Origin of the sequence: Kroppenstedtia guangzhouensis (genome assembly GCF_014637345.1) — a bacterium.
GTDB classification, from domain to species: domain Bacteria; phylum Bacillota; class Bacilli; order Thermoactinomycetales; family DSM-45169; genus Kroppenstedtia; species Kroppenstedtia guangzhouensis.
The window spans coordinates 26,275-39,621 of sequence record NZ_BMEX01000003.1 but is presented as its reverse complement, the minus strand read 5'-3'; the positions used below and the strand labels follow the sequence as shown (position 1 = coordinate 39,621).

At 53.2% G+C, this 13,347-nt stretch carries 15 protein-coding genes; 14 read left to right on the top strand and 1 reads right to left on the bottom strand.

Features of this window, described 5'->3' with window-relative positions; translation table 11 throughout:
• Nucleotides 1–24 precede the first annotated feature (24 nt).
• The 12 genes from hisC (at nt 25) to IEV46_RS04605 (ending at nt 10,876) form a co-directional block, all read left to right on the top strand.
• Complete coding sequence (gene hisC, locus IEV46_RS04660; protein WP_188430441.1) at nt 25–1,128, top strand: histidinol-phosphate transaminase; 1,104 nt, start codon at nt 25–27, stop codon at nt 1,126–1,128.
• A gap of 4 nt (nt 1,129–1,132) precedes the next feature.
• A complete protein-coding gene (locus IEV46_RS04655; protein WP_188430439.1) occupies nt 1,133–2,239 on the top strand; it encodes a prephenate dehydrogenase in 1,107 nt (368 codons plus the stop codon).
• 22 nt (nt 2,240–2,261) lie between these two features.
• Complete coding sequence (aroA, locus tag IEV46_RS04650) at nt 2,262–3,539, top strand: 3-phosphoshikimate 1-carboxyvinyltransferase (protein WP_188431132.1); 1,278 nt, start codon at nt 2,262–2,264, stop codon at nt 3,537–3,539.
• Nucleotides 3,540–3,713: 174 nt separating this feature from the next.
• Nucleotides 3,714–4,214 carry a hypothetical protein gene (locus IEV46_RS04645; protein ID WP_188430437.1) on the top strand — a complete coding sequence of 167 codons (501 nt, stop codon included), beginning with the start codon at nt 3,714–3,716 and terminating at the stop codon, nt 4,212–4,214.
• A 251-nt stretch (nt 4,215–4,465) separates the two neighbouring features.
• On the top strand, nt 4,466–5,593 hold the full coding sequence (locus tag IEV46_RS04640) for a hypothetical protein (RefSeq protein ID WP_188430435.1): 1,128 nt from the start codon (nt 4,466–4,468) through the stop codon (nt 5,591–5,593).
• Between the two features lie 133 nt (nt 5,594–5,726).
• Nucleotides 5,727–6,278 (top strand): ReoY family proteolytic degradation factor, encoded by a 552-nt coding sequence (locus IEV46_RS04635; RefSeq protein WP_188430433.1) that lies wholly within the window; start codon nt 5,727–5,729, stop codon nt 6,276–6,278.
• Between the two features lie 58 nt (nt 6,279–6,336).
• Entirely contained in the window at nt 6,337–6,768 is a 432-nt protein-coding gene (locus tag IEV46_RS04630) for a DUF2487 family protein (protein ID WP_188430431.1), read from the top strand.
• A gap of 198 nt (nt 6,769–6,966) precedes the next feature.
• Nucleotides 6,967–7,458 (top strand): QcrA and Rieske domain-containing protein, encoded by a 492-nt coding sequence (locus IEV46_RS04625; protein ID WP_188431130.1) that lies wholly within the window; start codon nt 6,967–6,969, stop codon nt 7,456–7,458.
• Nucleotides 7,459–7,460: 2 nt separating this feature from the next.
• Nucleotides 7,461–8,132 (top strand): menaquinol-cytochrome c reductase cytochrome b subunit, encoded by a 672-nt coding sequence (gene qcrB / locus IEV46_RS04620; protein WP_188430429.1) that lies wholly within the window; start codon nt 7,461–7,463, stop codon nt 8,130–8,132.
• Nucleotides 8,133–8,156: 24 nt separating this feature from the next.
• Nucleotides 8,157–8,960, top strand: coding sequence for a menaquinol-cytochrome c reductase cytochrome b/c subunit (locus tag IEV46_RS04615; RefSeq protein WP_188430427.1), 804 nt, complete (start codon nt 8,157–8,159; stop codon nt 8,958–8,960).
• Nucleotides 8,961–9,031: 71 nt separating this feature from the next.
• Nucleotides 9,032–9,685, top strand: a complete 654-nt coding sequence (locus tag IEV46_RS04610; RefSeq protein ID WP_188430425.1) for a DUF1405 domain-containing protein — start codon at nt 9,032–9,034, stop codon at nt 9,683–9,685.
• Between the two features lie 387 nt (nt 9,686–10,072).
• The gene (locus IEV46_RS04605) at nt 10,073–10,876 is read left to right on the top strand and encodes a sporulation protein YpjB (protein WP_188430423.1); all 804 of its coding nucleotides are present in this window, start codon (nt 10,073–10,075) and stop codon (nt 10,874–10,876) included.
• On the opposite strand, the gene IEV46_RS04600 is transcribed toward IEV46_RS04605, so the two are convergent.
• Nucleotides 10,857–11,696: a YitT family protein gene (locus tag IEV46_RS04600; protein WP_188431128.1), complete on the bottom strand. Its 840-nt coding sequence runs from the start codon at nt 11,694–11,696 to the stop codon at nt 10,857–10,859. The genes IEV46_RS04605 and IEV46_RS04600 overlap by 20 nt on opposite strands.
• Before the next feature lie 184 nt (nt 11,697–11,880).
• On the opposite strand from IEV46_RS04600, the gene IEV46_RS04595 reads away from it, so the two are divergent.
• Nucleotides 11,881–12,210, top strand: coding sequence for a nucleotide pyrophosphohydrolase (locus IEV46_RS04595; RefSeq protein ID WP_188430421.1), 330 nt, complete (start codon nt 11,881–11,883; stop codon nt 12,208–12,210).
• A gap of 64 nt (nt 12,211–12,274) precedes the next feature.
• On the top strand, nt 12,275–13,078 hold the full coding sequence (gene dapB, locus IEV46_RS04590) for a 4-hydroxy-tetrahydrodipicolinate reductase (protein WP_188430419.1): 804 nt from the start codon (nt 12,275–12,277) through the stop codon (nt 13,076–13,078).
• Nucleotides 13,079–13,347: the final 269 nt, after the last annotated feature.

Here is a 13,347-nt window from a genome sequence, read left to right as displayed (position 1 = left end):
GAAAAAGAACGGGGAGGAGCCTTGATGGAATCGAAATATGCCCTACGGAACTTACCAGTGTACCAGCCGGGGAAATCGCTGGAAGAAGTAAAACAGGAATTCGGGTTGTCTGAGGTGGTGAAGCTGGCCTCCAATGAGAATCCCTTTGGATGTTCCCCCAAGGTGTGGGAGGCTTTGCGGGAAGAACAGGCCTACACTTCCCTGTATCCGGAAGGGGAGGCCCCACAATTGCGGAAGGAGTTGGCCCGACGTCTCAGGGTGGACCCGGGATCTCTGGTTTTTGGGAATGGATCTGACGAGATAGTACAGATGATCGCCAGGGCATACCTGGACAAGGGGGATGAAGCCATCATGGCTGAAGCCACCTTCCCCCGATACAAGACTCAGACGGTGATCGAAGGGGGAATTCCGGTGGAGGTTCCCCTGAAGGACGGGGTGCACGATCTGGAAGGAATGGCCGCTGCAGTGACTGAACGGACTCGGGTGATTTGGGTGTGCAATCCCAACAATCCGACGGGAACGATGGTATCCGGAAAGGAATTGGAGGCGTTTTTGAAGCGGCTGCCGGAACATGTTCTGGTGGTGGTGGATGAGGCCTATTTTGAATATGTGGACGCGCCTTCCTATCCGGATTCATTGTCCCTCTTGAAAAAAGATCCCCGATTGTTGGTGTTGCGCACTTTCTCTAAAATTTACGGTTTGGCCGCTTTCCGGATCGGCTACGGTGTAACCTCGGAGGCGATCGTAGGAGAGCTGAACAAGGTGCGGGAGCCCTTTAACACTAATCGGATTGCGCAGCGGGCCGCTCGGGCAGCTCTCACCGATCAGGAATTCGTCCGTCGCTGTCAGCAGGTCAACCGGGAGGGAAAAGAGCAAATACGAGCACAGTTGGATCTTTGGGGACTGTCCGCTTTTCCCACCCAGGGCAATTTTCTGCTAATCGACACTGGCCGCTCTGCAGATGAGGTGTATCATGCACTCCTCCAACGAGGGATTATCATTCGGTCGGGGGCGGCCCTGGGCTATCCGACGCACATTCGGGTAACGATTGGAAGTGAAGAGCAGAATCGGCTGTTTTTGAAAGAGTTGGCCGCCTGTCTGAAAAAACCCTTCAGAGAACGGGGATGACATGATGAAAAAAGCGGCGGTGCTGGGGATCGGCTTGATCGGGGGTTCCCTGGCTCTCTGCCTGAAGGAACGGACTCACTTGGAAGTCCACGGTTTTGACGCGTCAAAGGAATCTCTTTCGCTGGCGAAAGCGGCTGGATTGATTCATAAGGGGCACATTTGCCTGGAATCAGCGGTGGAGGATGCCGATGTGGTCTTTCTCGCCGTTCCGGTGGGAGCCGCCCCTCGCCTGTTGAAACAATTGGCGGCTCTCCCACTCAAGCGGGGGTGTATCATCACCGATGTGGGCAGCACCAAGGGGGAGATTGTCCGATATGCCGAAAGCTTGGTCAACCTTCGGGGAACCTTCATCGGAGGCCACCCGATGGCCGGATCTCACCGTTCCGGAGTGCAGGCCGCACGACCGCTCTTGTTTGAAAACGCCTATTATGTGTTGACTCCGTTACCGGAAACTCCGTTGCCGGAAGTGCAACGGCTCAGCCGGTTGTTGGAGCGGGCCACCCGGGCCCGGCTGGTGATTATGAACCCGGAACATCATGATCGGGTGGTGGGGGCGATCAGTCATCTTCCCCACATAGTGGCGGCATCTCTGGTGAACCAGGTGGCAGATTACAACAGTTCCAACGAATGGTTTCATCGTCTGGCCGCTGGTGGTTTTCGGGATCTGACACGAGTGGCGGCCAGCCATCCGGTGATGTGGCGGGATATTCTGTTGAGTAACCGGGAGAGTGTGCTGGAACTGCTGGAAGACTGGGCACGGGAGGTGGAGGCGATCCGATCGGCAGTCAAGGATCGGGATGCCCGGGCGATTGAAGCTTTTTTTCGCAAGGCGAAGGAGTCCCGGGAAGGGCTTCCCGAAGGACGCAAGGGAGTGCTTCCTCCCGTATATGAATGCACTGTGGATGTCCCTGACATTCCCGGGGAGATTGCCCGGGTGGCTCAACTCTTGGGGGAGAAGAAAATCAATCTCCGAAATATCGGAGTGATGGAAAACCGTGAAGACCGGGCAGGAGTGCTCCGTTTGGTCTTTGATAACGAAGAGGAGTTGAAAAAGGCGGTGGCCTGTCTGAGGGTCTCGGGTTATCAGGTGTTTGATCCGGATTTGGATTAGAGAGGGAGGCGAGGGCATGGGAGTGTTACAGATCCATGAGCGAAGGGATCTCCGTGGGGAGATCCGGGTCCCGGGGGATAAATCGATTTCTCACCGGGCGGTGATGTTGGGGGCTGTTGCTGAAGGGACAAGCCGGGTGGAAGGTTTTCTTCCCGGAGCGGACTGTCTTGGCACCATTGAATGCTTTCGGCGGATGGGAGTGAAGATTCATCGTGACGGCTCTGAAACATTGACTGTGGAGGGACAAGGGTGGGAAGGACTACGGGAGCCGGAGACAGTGCTGGATGTGGGGAATTCAGGAACGACGATTCGCTTGATGCTTGGGGTGTTGGCGGGGCGTCCCTTCCATGCTACGGTTTTGGGGGATGAATCGATCGGACGCCGCCCGATGAACCGGGTGGTGGAGCCCCTTCGTCTGATGGGAGCCAGAGTGGACGGTCGCTCCAAAGGCTCATTCACTCCGCTGTCTGTGCGGGGAGGTCAACTCACCGGGATCACCTACCGTAGTCAGGTGGCCAGTGCCCAGGTGAAGTCTTCTCTCCTGTTGGCAGGGTTGCAGGGAGAGGGGGTGACCCGGGTGGAAGAACCTGCTCTGTCACGGGATCACACGGAGCGGATGTTGAGGGCTTTTGGAGTAAAGGTGGATTGTGATTCCCAGGGCGTGTCGGTTTCGGGAGGGCAAGTCTTGCGGGCCCGGGAAATCCGTGTGCCGGGAGATATCTCGTCAGCGGCTTTTCTGATTGTGGCGGCATTGATCGTCCCCGGGAGCCGGCTGATGATCCGGGACGTGGGCCTCAATCCCACCCGGACGGGAATTTTGGATGTCCTCCAAAAGATGGGCGGTGAACTGGAGATCATCCAGACGGGAGAATGGAATGGGGAGCCGGTAGGGGATGTCACGGTTTCCCACAGTTCCTTGACAGGAGTGGAGATTGGAGGGGATACGATTCCGCGCCTGATCGATGAGATCCCTGTACTGGCAGTGGCTGCCACCCAGGCCGCCGGTAATACCGTCATCCGGGATGCAGCGGAGTTGAAGGTGAAAGAGAGTGATCGAATCGCTGCAACTGCTCAGGAGCTGCGCAAGTTGGGGGGACGGGTGGAGGAGACGGATGATGGTCTGGTCATCGAAGGGAAAACTCCCCTGACCGGCGGCCCATGTGACAGTCACGGGGATCACCGAATCGGGATGGCAATGGCAGTGGCGGGTTTGGTCGCCGCAGGGAGAACCACTGTGACCCGGGTCGAAGCCATCGATGTCTCTTTTCCGGAGTTTGCATCCCTGCTGGAGGGATTGTGAAAAGACAGCCCAATCAGAAAATTTGAAATTACCTGTTGACCTCACAATTTCGCTTGTTTATACTATACACATAGTATGGTTTCTCTCCACTCCTATCCATATGAATCGCCCGTGTGTAGGGCGGTTCTTTTTTTGTCCAATTTGTCATAACTGTAGAAACAGGAGGGGAGATCAATGAAGGGAAGAGCCGGTGCAATGGCTGTGGAAATGGTTTTTGTACTCGCTTCGGTGATCCTGTTGAAGGAGTGGGTGTTCCCTTTTTTTATCAGCCAGTGGTTTCCCCAAGCTGACACCGCATCACAGATGCTGGAGTGGATTCTCCTCGTGATCGGGGTGATCACCTGTTTTATCTATATCGGTTTGGGATCTTCCGCCTGGAATCACCATGGTTTGAAAGTGGGTCCTTCCCTGGCGGTTTTTCTGGCCGTCCATTTTCCCCTGTTGCTTCCCGCCCTGTCGACCGTTCCCGGGATAGTGTTTACTGATGTCTGGAGTGGATTGATCGGGGACGGTCTCCGTCTTTTCAATCCCGCCCGCTGGACTTTTCACCCTGTCACTCTGGGGGGGCTGACCTGCCTGTTGTTCCTATTGGGAAGGAGGATTCGGGTGACCGAGGGAGAGTCCCGGAGATTTCGCCGAATGAGCCGTGGGAGGAAGGTGTGGGAGAAACCGTGATCAAAGATTTATATTATTTGGGTGGTGCCGGTCCAAGATCCGGTGAGCCTTCGTGCTGATATTCCCCCTCGGGGGAATTTAATTTTTCATCTCTGATGTCGATGTGTCATAAAGGTCCCCTGTTGATTCCATCAAAAGGATGAGCAGCTTTTACATAATGGACGTCTTTCGCAGGGTGAGCTTGGAAATGTATGGATCTCTCTTCAAACAGGCAACCTAAGAACCAAAAATGTTTCAAAGGAGCTTTCCAGATGAATTTTGCGGATTTGCTCACCTATGCGGATATCGATCATTTGAAAAGGATGGCTTCCCACTACGGATGCGGGAGGGAGAGTCATTCGAAAAACGGCCTGATCACGTCTCTTTTGTACCATCTTGGAGGTTCTTCCAGGTTACAGGGGGAATTGGATTCGCTGACACCTGCCCAGTTCCGGTTTTTGCAGCAGCTCTGTTTCGATTCCCGCCAATTGTTCAGCAGGGAAGATCTCTTGAGCAAGGGGCGGGCCGCAATCGATGATGAGGAGGAGACGCCCCGGGATCTGTTGATTATCGGATTGCGAAAAGGCTGGGTTTTTCCCGATGTCACCGGACGTAATCGCACGTTGTTCGAAGTTCCGGAGGATCTGCGTCAACGGTACCTCCGTCTTTTTGCCCAAATGTACCGAGGGCAGAAAGAGGTGTCTGAACCGGCGGTATATCGGAATGAAGAAGGGCTGTTGGCAGAGGATCTTCACAGTTTTCTCTTGTTTCTGGCGCAACAGGAGGTCCGGTTGACCCGAGAAGGGGCGATTTACCGGCAACAACAACGACAAATCCTGAAAACCCTCCATGTGGAGGAGGAGCCGGTGGAGGGAAAAGGATGGAGATTTGGGTTTGGGCGTCGATACCATCAATATCCCGACCGCTTCTCCCTTTTGTACGACTATGCCTATTACAAGGGATATATCCTGGAGGAAGAGACGGAGGGAGTGCTCCGTTTAAGTGCGTTGGGATTGGGAAAAATTCATAACAACGACGGGGACGAAGGACGGGAAATGTACCGTTTCTGGCTTCGCTTGTACCGGAAACCGATCCCGCGAATCGCCCTCATTGTCAAGTGGATTGATCTGTTGGCAGAGGGTGGCTGGTATTTATCCCGTGAGGTGGAAAAAGTGGTCGGAGACTGGCTGGACTCTTATTACTATGAGACGGGAGAGGATTTGTTCAAACGGACCCTCAAGCTGATGTTGCATCTGGGGCTGATCCGAATCGGGGAGACCCCCTCCGGGGAGCAGGTGGTGCGAATGAATGTCACGGGACACCGATGGGTCTCAGGTGTATCCGGGTTCGCCGATAAAGAGCTGGATGTGAAATATTTGGAGGTTCAATCCCGGAGATAAATTTGTCCCTTCAGCAGGAAATGTCGGCCGGTTTGTGGAATAAAGACAAAAGCCACTCTCATAGTATTCAGATACATCAACATAACCAACAGATGTCTAAATATTCAAATCCATCCTGGGTGGGGGGATCGAGATGGGCGAGTGTGTAACGGTCTCGGAAAAGAAAGAGTTTATCCAGTGGTTTTTGAGCCGTTATGAATTGCAGAAACGGGAAGCGGCCTGGCTGCTGAATTATCTCTGTTCCGAAGATCAACTGCTCAAACGAACCCATTTTGTGGATAGTCTTTGTCACTTGCCGAAAACACTCCTGATTTCCACCCGCTGCGTACGGATGACCCCCTTCAAATTCATGAAAAACCAGCGGGTGAGTGCAGATGTGGAATCGGCATTTTACGATCTCCGTACAAACAAAACTGAGGATCTCTATGTCAGCCTTTGTTTCAAAGACAAAGCCACTTGTCCGGAATATGCCGCCGTATTGGAGGTAAATCCGATGGAGAGACAAGACCTTGTACAGGATACCCTGTTCAGTCTGATGGCGGAGATGATCCTCGATGAATCGGTCCGGGAGTTCAGAAAAAAAGATCTGTATCGGCGGATTGACGAAGCCTTGGAACGGGGGGACGAAAAGGAATTCTTACAATTAACCGAACAATGGTTGAAATTCGTGGAAAAGGAAAGTTAACTCCGATATAATGTCCGGCAGATGCCGGGCTTTTTAATTTAATCAGGGAGGGGTGGCGATGCGGCTTTCCAGCTTGGATCATGAAGATTGGATCCGGTGGGCCCCTTATGTGGACACACTCCTTCTCCCACTTTACCGGATCCGGATCTCAGGAAAGCAGCCTGTTCTGGGAGAGGCGAGACGGGTTCGGGAGGTGGCCAGTCGGGTGGAAAGGGAATTGACCGGACGATTGCTGTTGCTGCCGGCAATCCCATACGCGACAGCGGACCCCGGCTCATTGCTTCAATATGTGGAACATGTGGCGGATGAAGTAAAGGGAGATTTTCATCACTTCATTCTGCTCGCTCCGGAAGCTTACCGCACTTGGCTTGATCCGGGAATCAAAGGGAATTGGGAATGGATGTTCCTCCCCGGGAAAACGGATTTGGAGCCGGAGGAGCTGGCTATGAAAGTCAGTGACGAGATTGTGACACGTTGGAATGAAACTTAGAGGAATGATGAAAAGGGTTTGAGGAAAAAGTAGTACCGATCCGTTGATTCCGGCCCGTCCTTGACATTGTTCAAACGGGTTGGCTATCATGAGTATGTCCTAGTAATCCATAGGTTCCGGTCCGTTGGACGTTATGCCGTATAGAGGGAGGTCGGAAGAGTCGTGAGCGAAAAGAAGAGCGAGCAGCAAAAGCCGGGGATGTCACGCCGGCGGTTTTTGACCTACACGATTGCGAGTACCGGCGGTTTTCTCGCTTCCGGTGTGTTGTTCCCGATGATCCGCTTTGCTGTGGATCCGCTCCTGCAAAAAGGGACGGATACGAAGTATGTGGATGTCGGACCGGTGGATGAGTTTGGCAGCAAGCCGAAATCGGTGGAATTTCGCATTAAGCGGAAAGATGGTTGGTACATGAAAGAGGATGGGGAAAAGGCAACGGCCTGGGTGGCAAAACACGGTGCCGAGATTCTGGCTCTCTCCCCGATCTGCAAACATTTGGGGTGTACGGTGCATTGGGAGGGCGGAGGCCATTTGAACCATTTTTATTGTCCCTGCCACGGCGGACTTTACACCAAAGACGGGGTGAACGTTCCCGGAACGCCGCCCAACGGACCCTTGGATACTTACGCCTACAAGGTGGAAAACGGAAGACTTCTTTTGGGTCCCATCACTAAGCGCGGGGGAGGTGCCTGATTATGCTGAAAGCGGCATATGAGTGGTTGGATCAACGCTTGGACATCACCCCGATGTGGCGGGACCTTGCGGATCATGAGGTTCCGGAACATGTGAACCCGGCTCACCACTTCTCAGCATTTATCTACTGCTTTGGTGGGTTGACCTTTTTTATTGTGGTGATCCAAATTTTGTCCGGGATGTTCCTGACGATGTACTATGTTCCGGACATTGAGAACGCCTGGAAGAGTGTTGATTACCTCCAGAATGAGATCGCATTCGGCCAGATTGTTCGCGGAATGCACCACTGGGGTGCCAGTGTCTCGATCGTGATGTTGTTCCTGCATACCCTGCGGGTGTTTTTCACCGGTTCCTACAAACACCCCCGCGAATTCAACTGGCTGATCGGTCTGGGTTTGTTCGGAGTCATGGTGGGTCTCGGATTTACGGGATATCTCCTGCCCTGGGACAACAAAGCCTACTTTGCCACCAAGGTGGGGATTGAAATCGCAGCCAGCGTTCCGGTGGTCGGGGACGCCATCGCTACATTCCTGCAGGGGGGAGAAATCGTCGGAGCCCAGACTCTGGCCCGGTTTTTTGCCTTACATGTTTTCTTCCTCCCCGCCGCTTTGTTGGGCCTGATGGGCGCTCACTTCTTCCTGATCCGGAAACAAGGGATCTCGGGGCCGCTATAAGCCGAGGGTAAGGGGGGATAACACATGGCACACAACGACGGTAACGGTAAAGTACATTACGTCGGCGATTCGCGGGTCCGGGTCCGGGAGAAAAAGCTTCTCCCCAAAGACTACTCCGAGTTTCCCGGCAAAACAGAGGCTTTCTTTCCGAACTTCCTCTTGAAGGAATGGATGGTGGCAGTGGTCGTACTGGTGGGATTCATGGCCTTGGTCATGGCGGAAGAGCCGCCTCTGGGCGAGCAGGCTGATCCGACCAATACCGGATTCCTTCCGGTGCCAGACTGGTACTTTCTGTTCCTGTATGAATTGCTGAAGTTCAAGTGGGCATCCGGCCCCTTTGTTGTCCTGGGAACTGTGGTGATTCCGGGCTTGATGGTTGGAGGACTGGTTCTTGCGCCCTGGCTGGATCGGGGGAAGGACCGCCGCCCCATGAAACGGCCGACCGCGACGGGTATAGCTCTGTTGACTCTGGTTGCAATCGTGACTTTGACCTGGGTGGCCTGGGATGAACACGAAAAGCAACTGGCAGCCCAGCCGAAAGGCTCCAGTGAAGATGCTAAAATCGTGGACCCACAAAATCCTGCCTATGAGATTTATAAGAACAATGCTTGTGTCAACTGTCACGGTCAAAAGTTGGAGGGGTTGCAAGGGCCCGCTCTGACGGGGATCGGAGGTGCCTATACTCCGGAGCAGCTCATTGACATTATGGATAAGGGGAAAGGCACGATGCCGGCCGGAATGTTCCAGGGGAATGAACAGGAAAAACGGCAATTGGCTGAATGGCTGGCCAAGCAGTACCCACCCGAAGAGAAAGAATCTGAACAGTGAGGGGGATTCCCCCGAAAAACTGGCCCCGGTATGGGCCGGTTTTTTTATCCACCTGGACAGGAGGGAATCGATTGCGAAACAGATGGTGGTGGTGGGAATGGTTTGTCCGGCAGTTGGATCGGCGCTGTTTTCTGTATGTGCTTTTGACGGTCAATTTTCTAGGATCGATCTACGGGTATTATTGGTACAAAAATCAATTGGAAGCCACTCCTGTTTATTGGCTCCCCTTTGTCCCGGACAGTCCAACAGCCAGTGCCGCCTTCACCTTGGTTCTGTTTCTCTATCTTTTCAACAAGCGGAGTCCTTTCTGGGAGGCTTTTGCTGGTGTAACCCTGTTTAAGTATGGGGTTTGGGCGGTGTCCATGATCCTGGCCGGGGCTGTGTTGTCGGATAAACCTTTTCTGGAATCGCTGGTGTGGACGGATTGGATGTTGATGGTTTCTCATCTCGGAATGGCAGTGGAAGGTATACTCTACAGTCGTTTCTTCATTTTTGGAAGAAAAGAGATTCTCCTGGTGGGAGGGTGGACCGTGCTGAATGACGTCATGGATTATGGCGTGGGAATCCATCCGTGGCTGCCCCTTTCCATGGCGGGAACTGAGCCTGTTGTGGCGCTGTTCACCCTCAGCCTGAGTCTGGTCAGTCTGCTGCTGTTCACTTGGTTGGTCTTCTCGCCAAGACCGGAACGAAAAGAAGAACTCCCGCTTTGGTTCAAAGGAAAATAACTGGTTTCAGGCCGGCAACCCTTCGGGGATGTCGGCTTTATTTAAGGAGCCCTTCGTCTGGAAGCGTTGTGAATTTGTGCTGGCCAGGGGAGCGGTCGGGATTGGGTTTCACATGACCTTTTTGTTGTTCTGAACTGCCCAAATCACTCCATGTGAAATCCACCCCCCTGCAAACGGCTTTTTTTAAAAATACTTCTAGTATTATTGATTTCATTCTGACTACATAAAATAAACTGGTTTGTATTACAAACTATTACTTTCCTTATCGAATCACCGGCTAACAAGCCGGACAGGAATTGGGACTCTTTCAGTTCACCTTTCATGTTTGGACAGGTTGTGCATAGGATGGAGTAAAGAGGACGGCTTGCTGGTGGAGGGGGGATGGGAATGCGATGGATGATTGGGTTATGGACAGTTCTTTTTTTGATCGGAGGGAGTGGCTGGACCCGGGCGGAAGGGAGCGAGCTGATGGAAAGTTGGTCACAGCAGGCTGAGCGGGTGGATCAGTTGGTGAGGGAAGGAAATCGGGAAGAGGCACGGGAGGAATTGTCCAAGCTGGCGAAGAGTTTTTCGCAGGGGGATTTTTCCAATGTGCATCTATCTGTGGAAGGCATCGGTGCGCTGTCAGATACGCTGGTGGATTTGGATCGGGAGTTGATTCGGGCGATGACGCAACCCGAAAAATTGAATGAAGCTTCAAAACGGATGAGGTTGGCTTTTGATGCGCTGGCACATCCCGCCCAACCTTTGTGGCAGAGTTATGTATTCCGGATGGGGGGTGAGATCCGGAAGATGAAGAGGGGGATAAAAAAGGATTCTCCGGAGACAGTCCTTTCTGCGGCGAACCGATTGAAAGCTGACTTCAGACAGATCGAACCGGCCTTGTGGGTCTCCCGTAAACCGGAAATCGCGGGGGCGGTCCAATCCTATGTTGAGTCGATTGCGGGGCAGGCGGGAAAGGAGCCGTTGCCCATGGTACCTCTGCAATCTGCATTGGAGCAATGGGAGAAAATGATTCGACCGTCACTTCTCGGGAAAGAAGAGGGTGTGCTGGCCGGCGCCGGTGAAGGTCCGGATTGGATGAAGCCGGCTTTTATTGTCGGTGGGGTACTCCTGTTGGCTCTCGGTTATGTCGGATGGAGAAAATACCGTGTCGATCGTCATGAAGTGGTTACTCTCGGTCGTAGGTGAATCCCTCACCCAGTACGTCCCGGACATCGTGGACGACGACAAAGGCATAGGGGTCGATGGAATGAATCAATTGTTTCATTTTTGGAAGTTCGTTTCGGCTGACCACCACATACAGGACTTCCTTATCTGTTCCGGTATATCCACCGCGTCCTTTTAGCAGGGTGACACCGCGCTCCATCTCCCAGGTGATCTTTTCGGAGATGGAGACAGCCTTGCTCGAGATGATAGTGGCCGCTTTGGAAGTGTTTAATCCTTCCACAACAAAGTCGATCACCCGGGATCCCACAAATACGGCAACCACTGTGTACATCGCCTTTTCCCGGCCGATGATGAAGGTGGAGCCGACGATGACGAGCAGATCAAAGAGAAACATGGTTCGACCGATACTCCAGTCCCAATACTTGTGAACCATTCGGGCGATGATATCCACACCCCCGGTGGTTCCCCCGGCCCGGAAAATCAGTCCCAGTCCACCTCCAATCAGGACACCGGTGTAAAGGGCGGCGAGGAGGGGGTCGCCGACGGGTTTATAATCCCCGGCAGTCAACCATACGGCGACGGAAACGGACACCGTACCCAGGATTGTATAAAGGAGAGCCCTTTTTCCAAAAACCTTGTATCCGATAAAAAACAGCGGGATATTCATGACGAGGATGACGGTTCCCGGGGAATAGCCGAATAAATAGTGAAGCACCAGAGCGATCCCGGTGAAACCGCCCTCAGCCAGTTTGTTGGGGATGGCGAAGTAGTTGATGGCGATCGAGAATAAAAATGCCCCGGTCAGGATCATCAGAACAGGTTTGATGTGTTTGTACAACAGTGTTGCCTCCTTTCTCCTCTCATTATTTTGAAGACCCTCGATTTATTATAGCGACCTCCTCAGCCTCGGGCAATAACCGGGCAAAAGGCATCTTTTTTAGATCTTTCCGGTCGATTTCACGGGTAAGTTTGTCTTCCCTTAACAGATGGGTTACCATAAGGAAAGGCCTGAGAGGAGGGAGAAGATGGACGGTAAGACGATGAAGGAGATGCAACAGGAAGTGGACGCTTATATTTCCCAGTTCAAGGAGGGCTATTTCCACCCCTTGTCCATGTTGGCCCGCATGACAGAGGAGGTCGGGGAGCTGGCCCGGGAGGTGAACCACCGCTTTGGGGAGAAACCGAAAAAAGCGGAGGAAGAGGAAAACAGTATGGAGATGGAGCTGGGGGACCTGCTGTTCATTGTCATCTGTTTTGCCAACTCCCTGGAAATCAATCTGGAAGATGCGTTTCAAATGGTTATGCAAAAATACAATAGCCGGGATGCGGATCGCTGGACCCGGATCGATTCATAACTTTACATAGAGGCGGATAAAGGAGGGAAGTGCTCCTGACCAAAACTGTCAGGAGTGCCACGGGATGAATCCCATTCATATCGTTGTAGCCGGAGCCACCGGGCGCATGGGGCGGGAGGCGATCCGGATGATCGCCGGGGAAGCCCATTTCAAGCTGACCGGTGCAGTAGCCCGAACACATACTGGAGAAGACATCGGTGAAGTGATCGGCATCGGTGCACAGGAGATTCCTTTGACCAACTCCTTGGGGGAGGCTCTGGAACTGGGACAGCCGGATGTGTTGGTCGATTTCACAACTCCCTCCCTGGTCAGGGAACATATGGAGTTGGCGATCGATGCCGGTGTCCGCCCGGTGGTGGGAACGACGGGTCTGACGAAGGCGGAGATGCGGGAATTGGATGAGCGCTGCCGGGAACGGGGGATCGGCGGGATCATCGCCCCCAATTTTGCCATCGGGGCGGTGTTGATGATGGTTTTTGCAGCCAAGGCGGCCAAGTATCTCCCCGATGTGGAGATTATTGAGAAGCACCATGACCAAAAGTTGGACGCCCCTTCGGGTACGGCCCTGAAGACGGCGGAGCTGATCTTTAGGGAACGGCAGGAGAAGAAACAGGGACACCCCGAGGAGAAAGAGATCCTGGAAGGGGCCCGGGGCGGCTATCGGGACGGCTTCCGCATCCACAGCGTCCGTCTGCCGGGGCTGGTCGCCCACCAGGAAGTCCTGTTCGGCGGTCCGGGTCAACTTTTAACTCTCCGCCATGACTCCATGAACCGGGAATCCTTTATGCCCGGTGTCAAGCTGGCAGTGGAAGAAGTGATGAAGCACACCGGTCTGATCTATGGTTTGGAAAATGTGATGGATCTGTGAAATGAAAAGAGCCGAGTCCCCGGGAGGAGGGGGAATTTCGGCTCTTTTTGTTTTATGGAATCAAATCACAGCGGATCCCGCACCTGTAATTAACACCACTTTACTGTCAAATCATTTGCTCATTTGAATCTCCCTTCCTTTTAAATGATTTTCCTTGGTTTAAGCAGAACCTGTTCCCTGTCCTCCATCGATTCGATAGTAGGATCTATTCATCGCTTCCTTTCATTTATGCCCCAATATCTTTCTCCAAACATAACCACATCATTCAG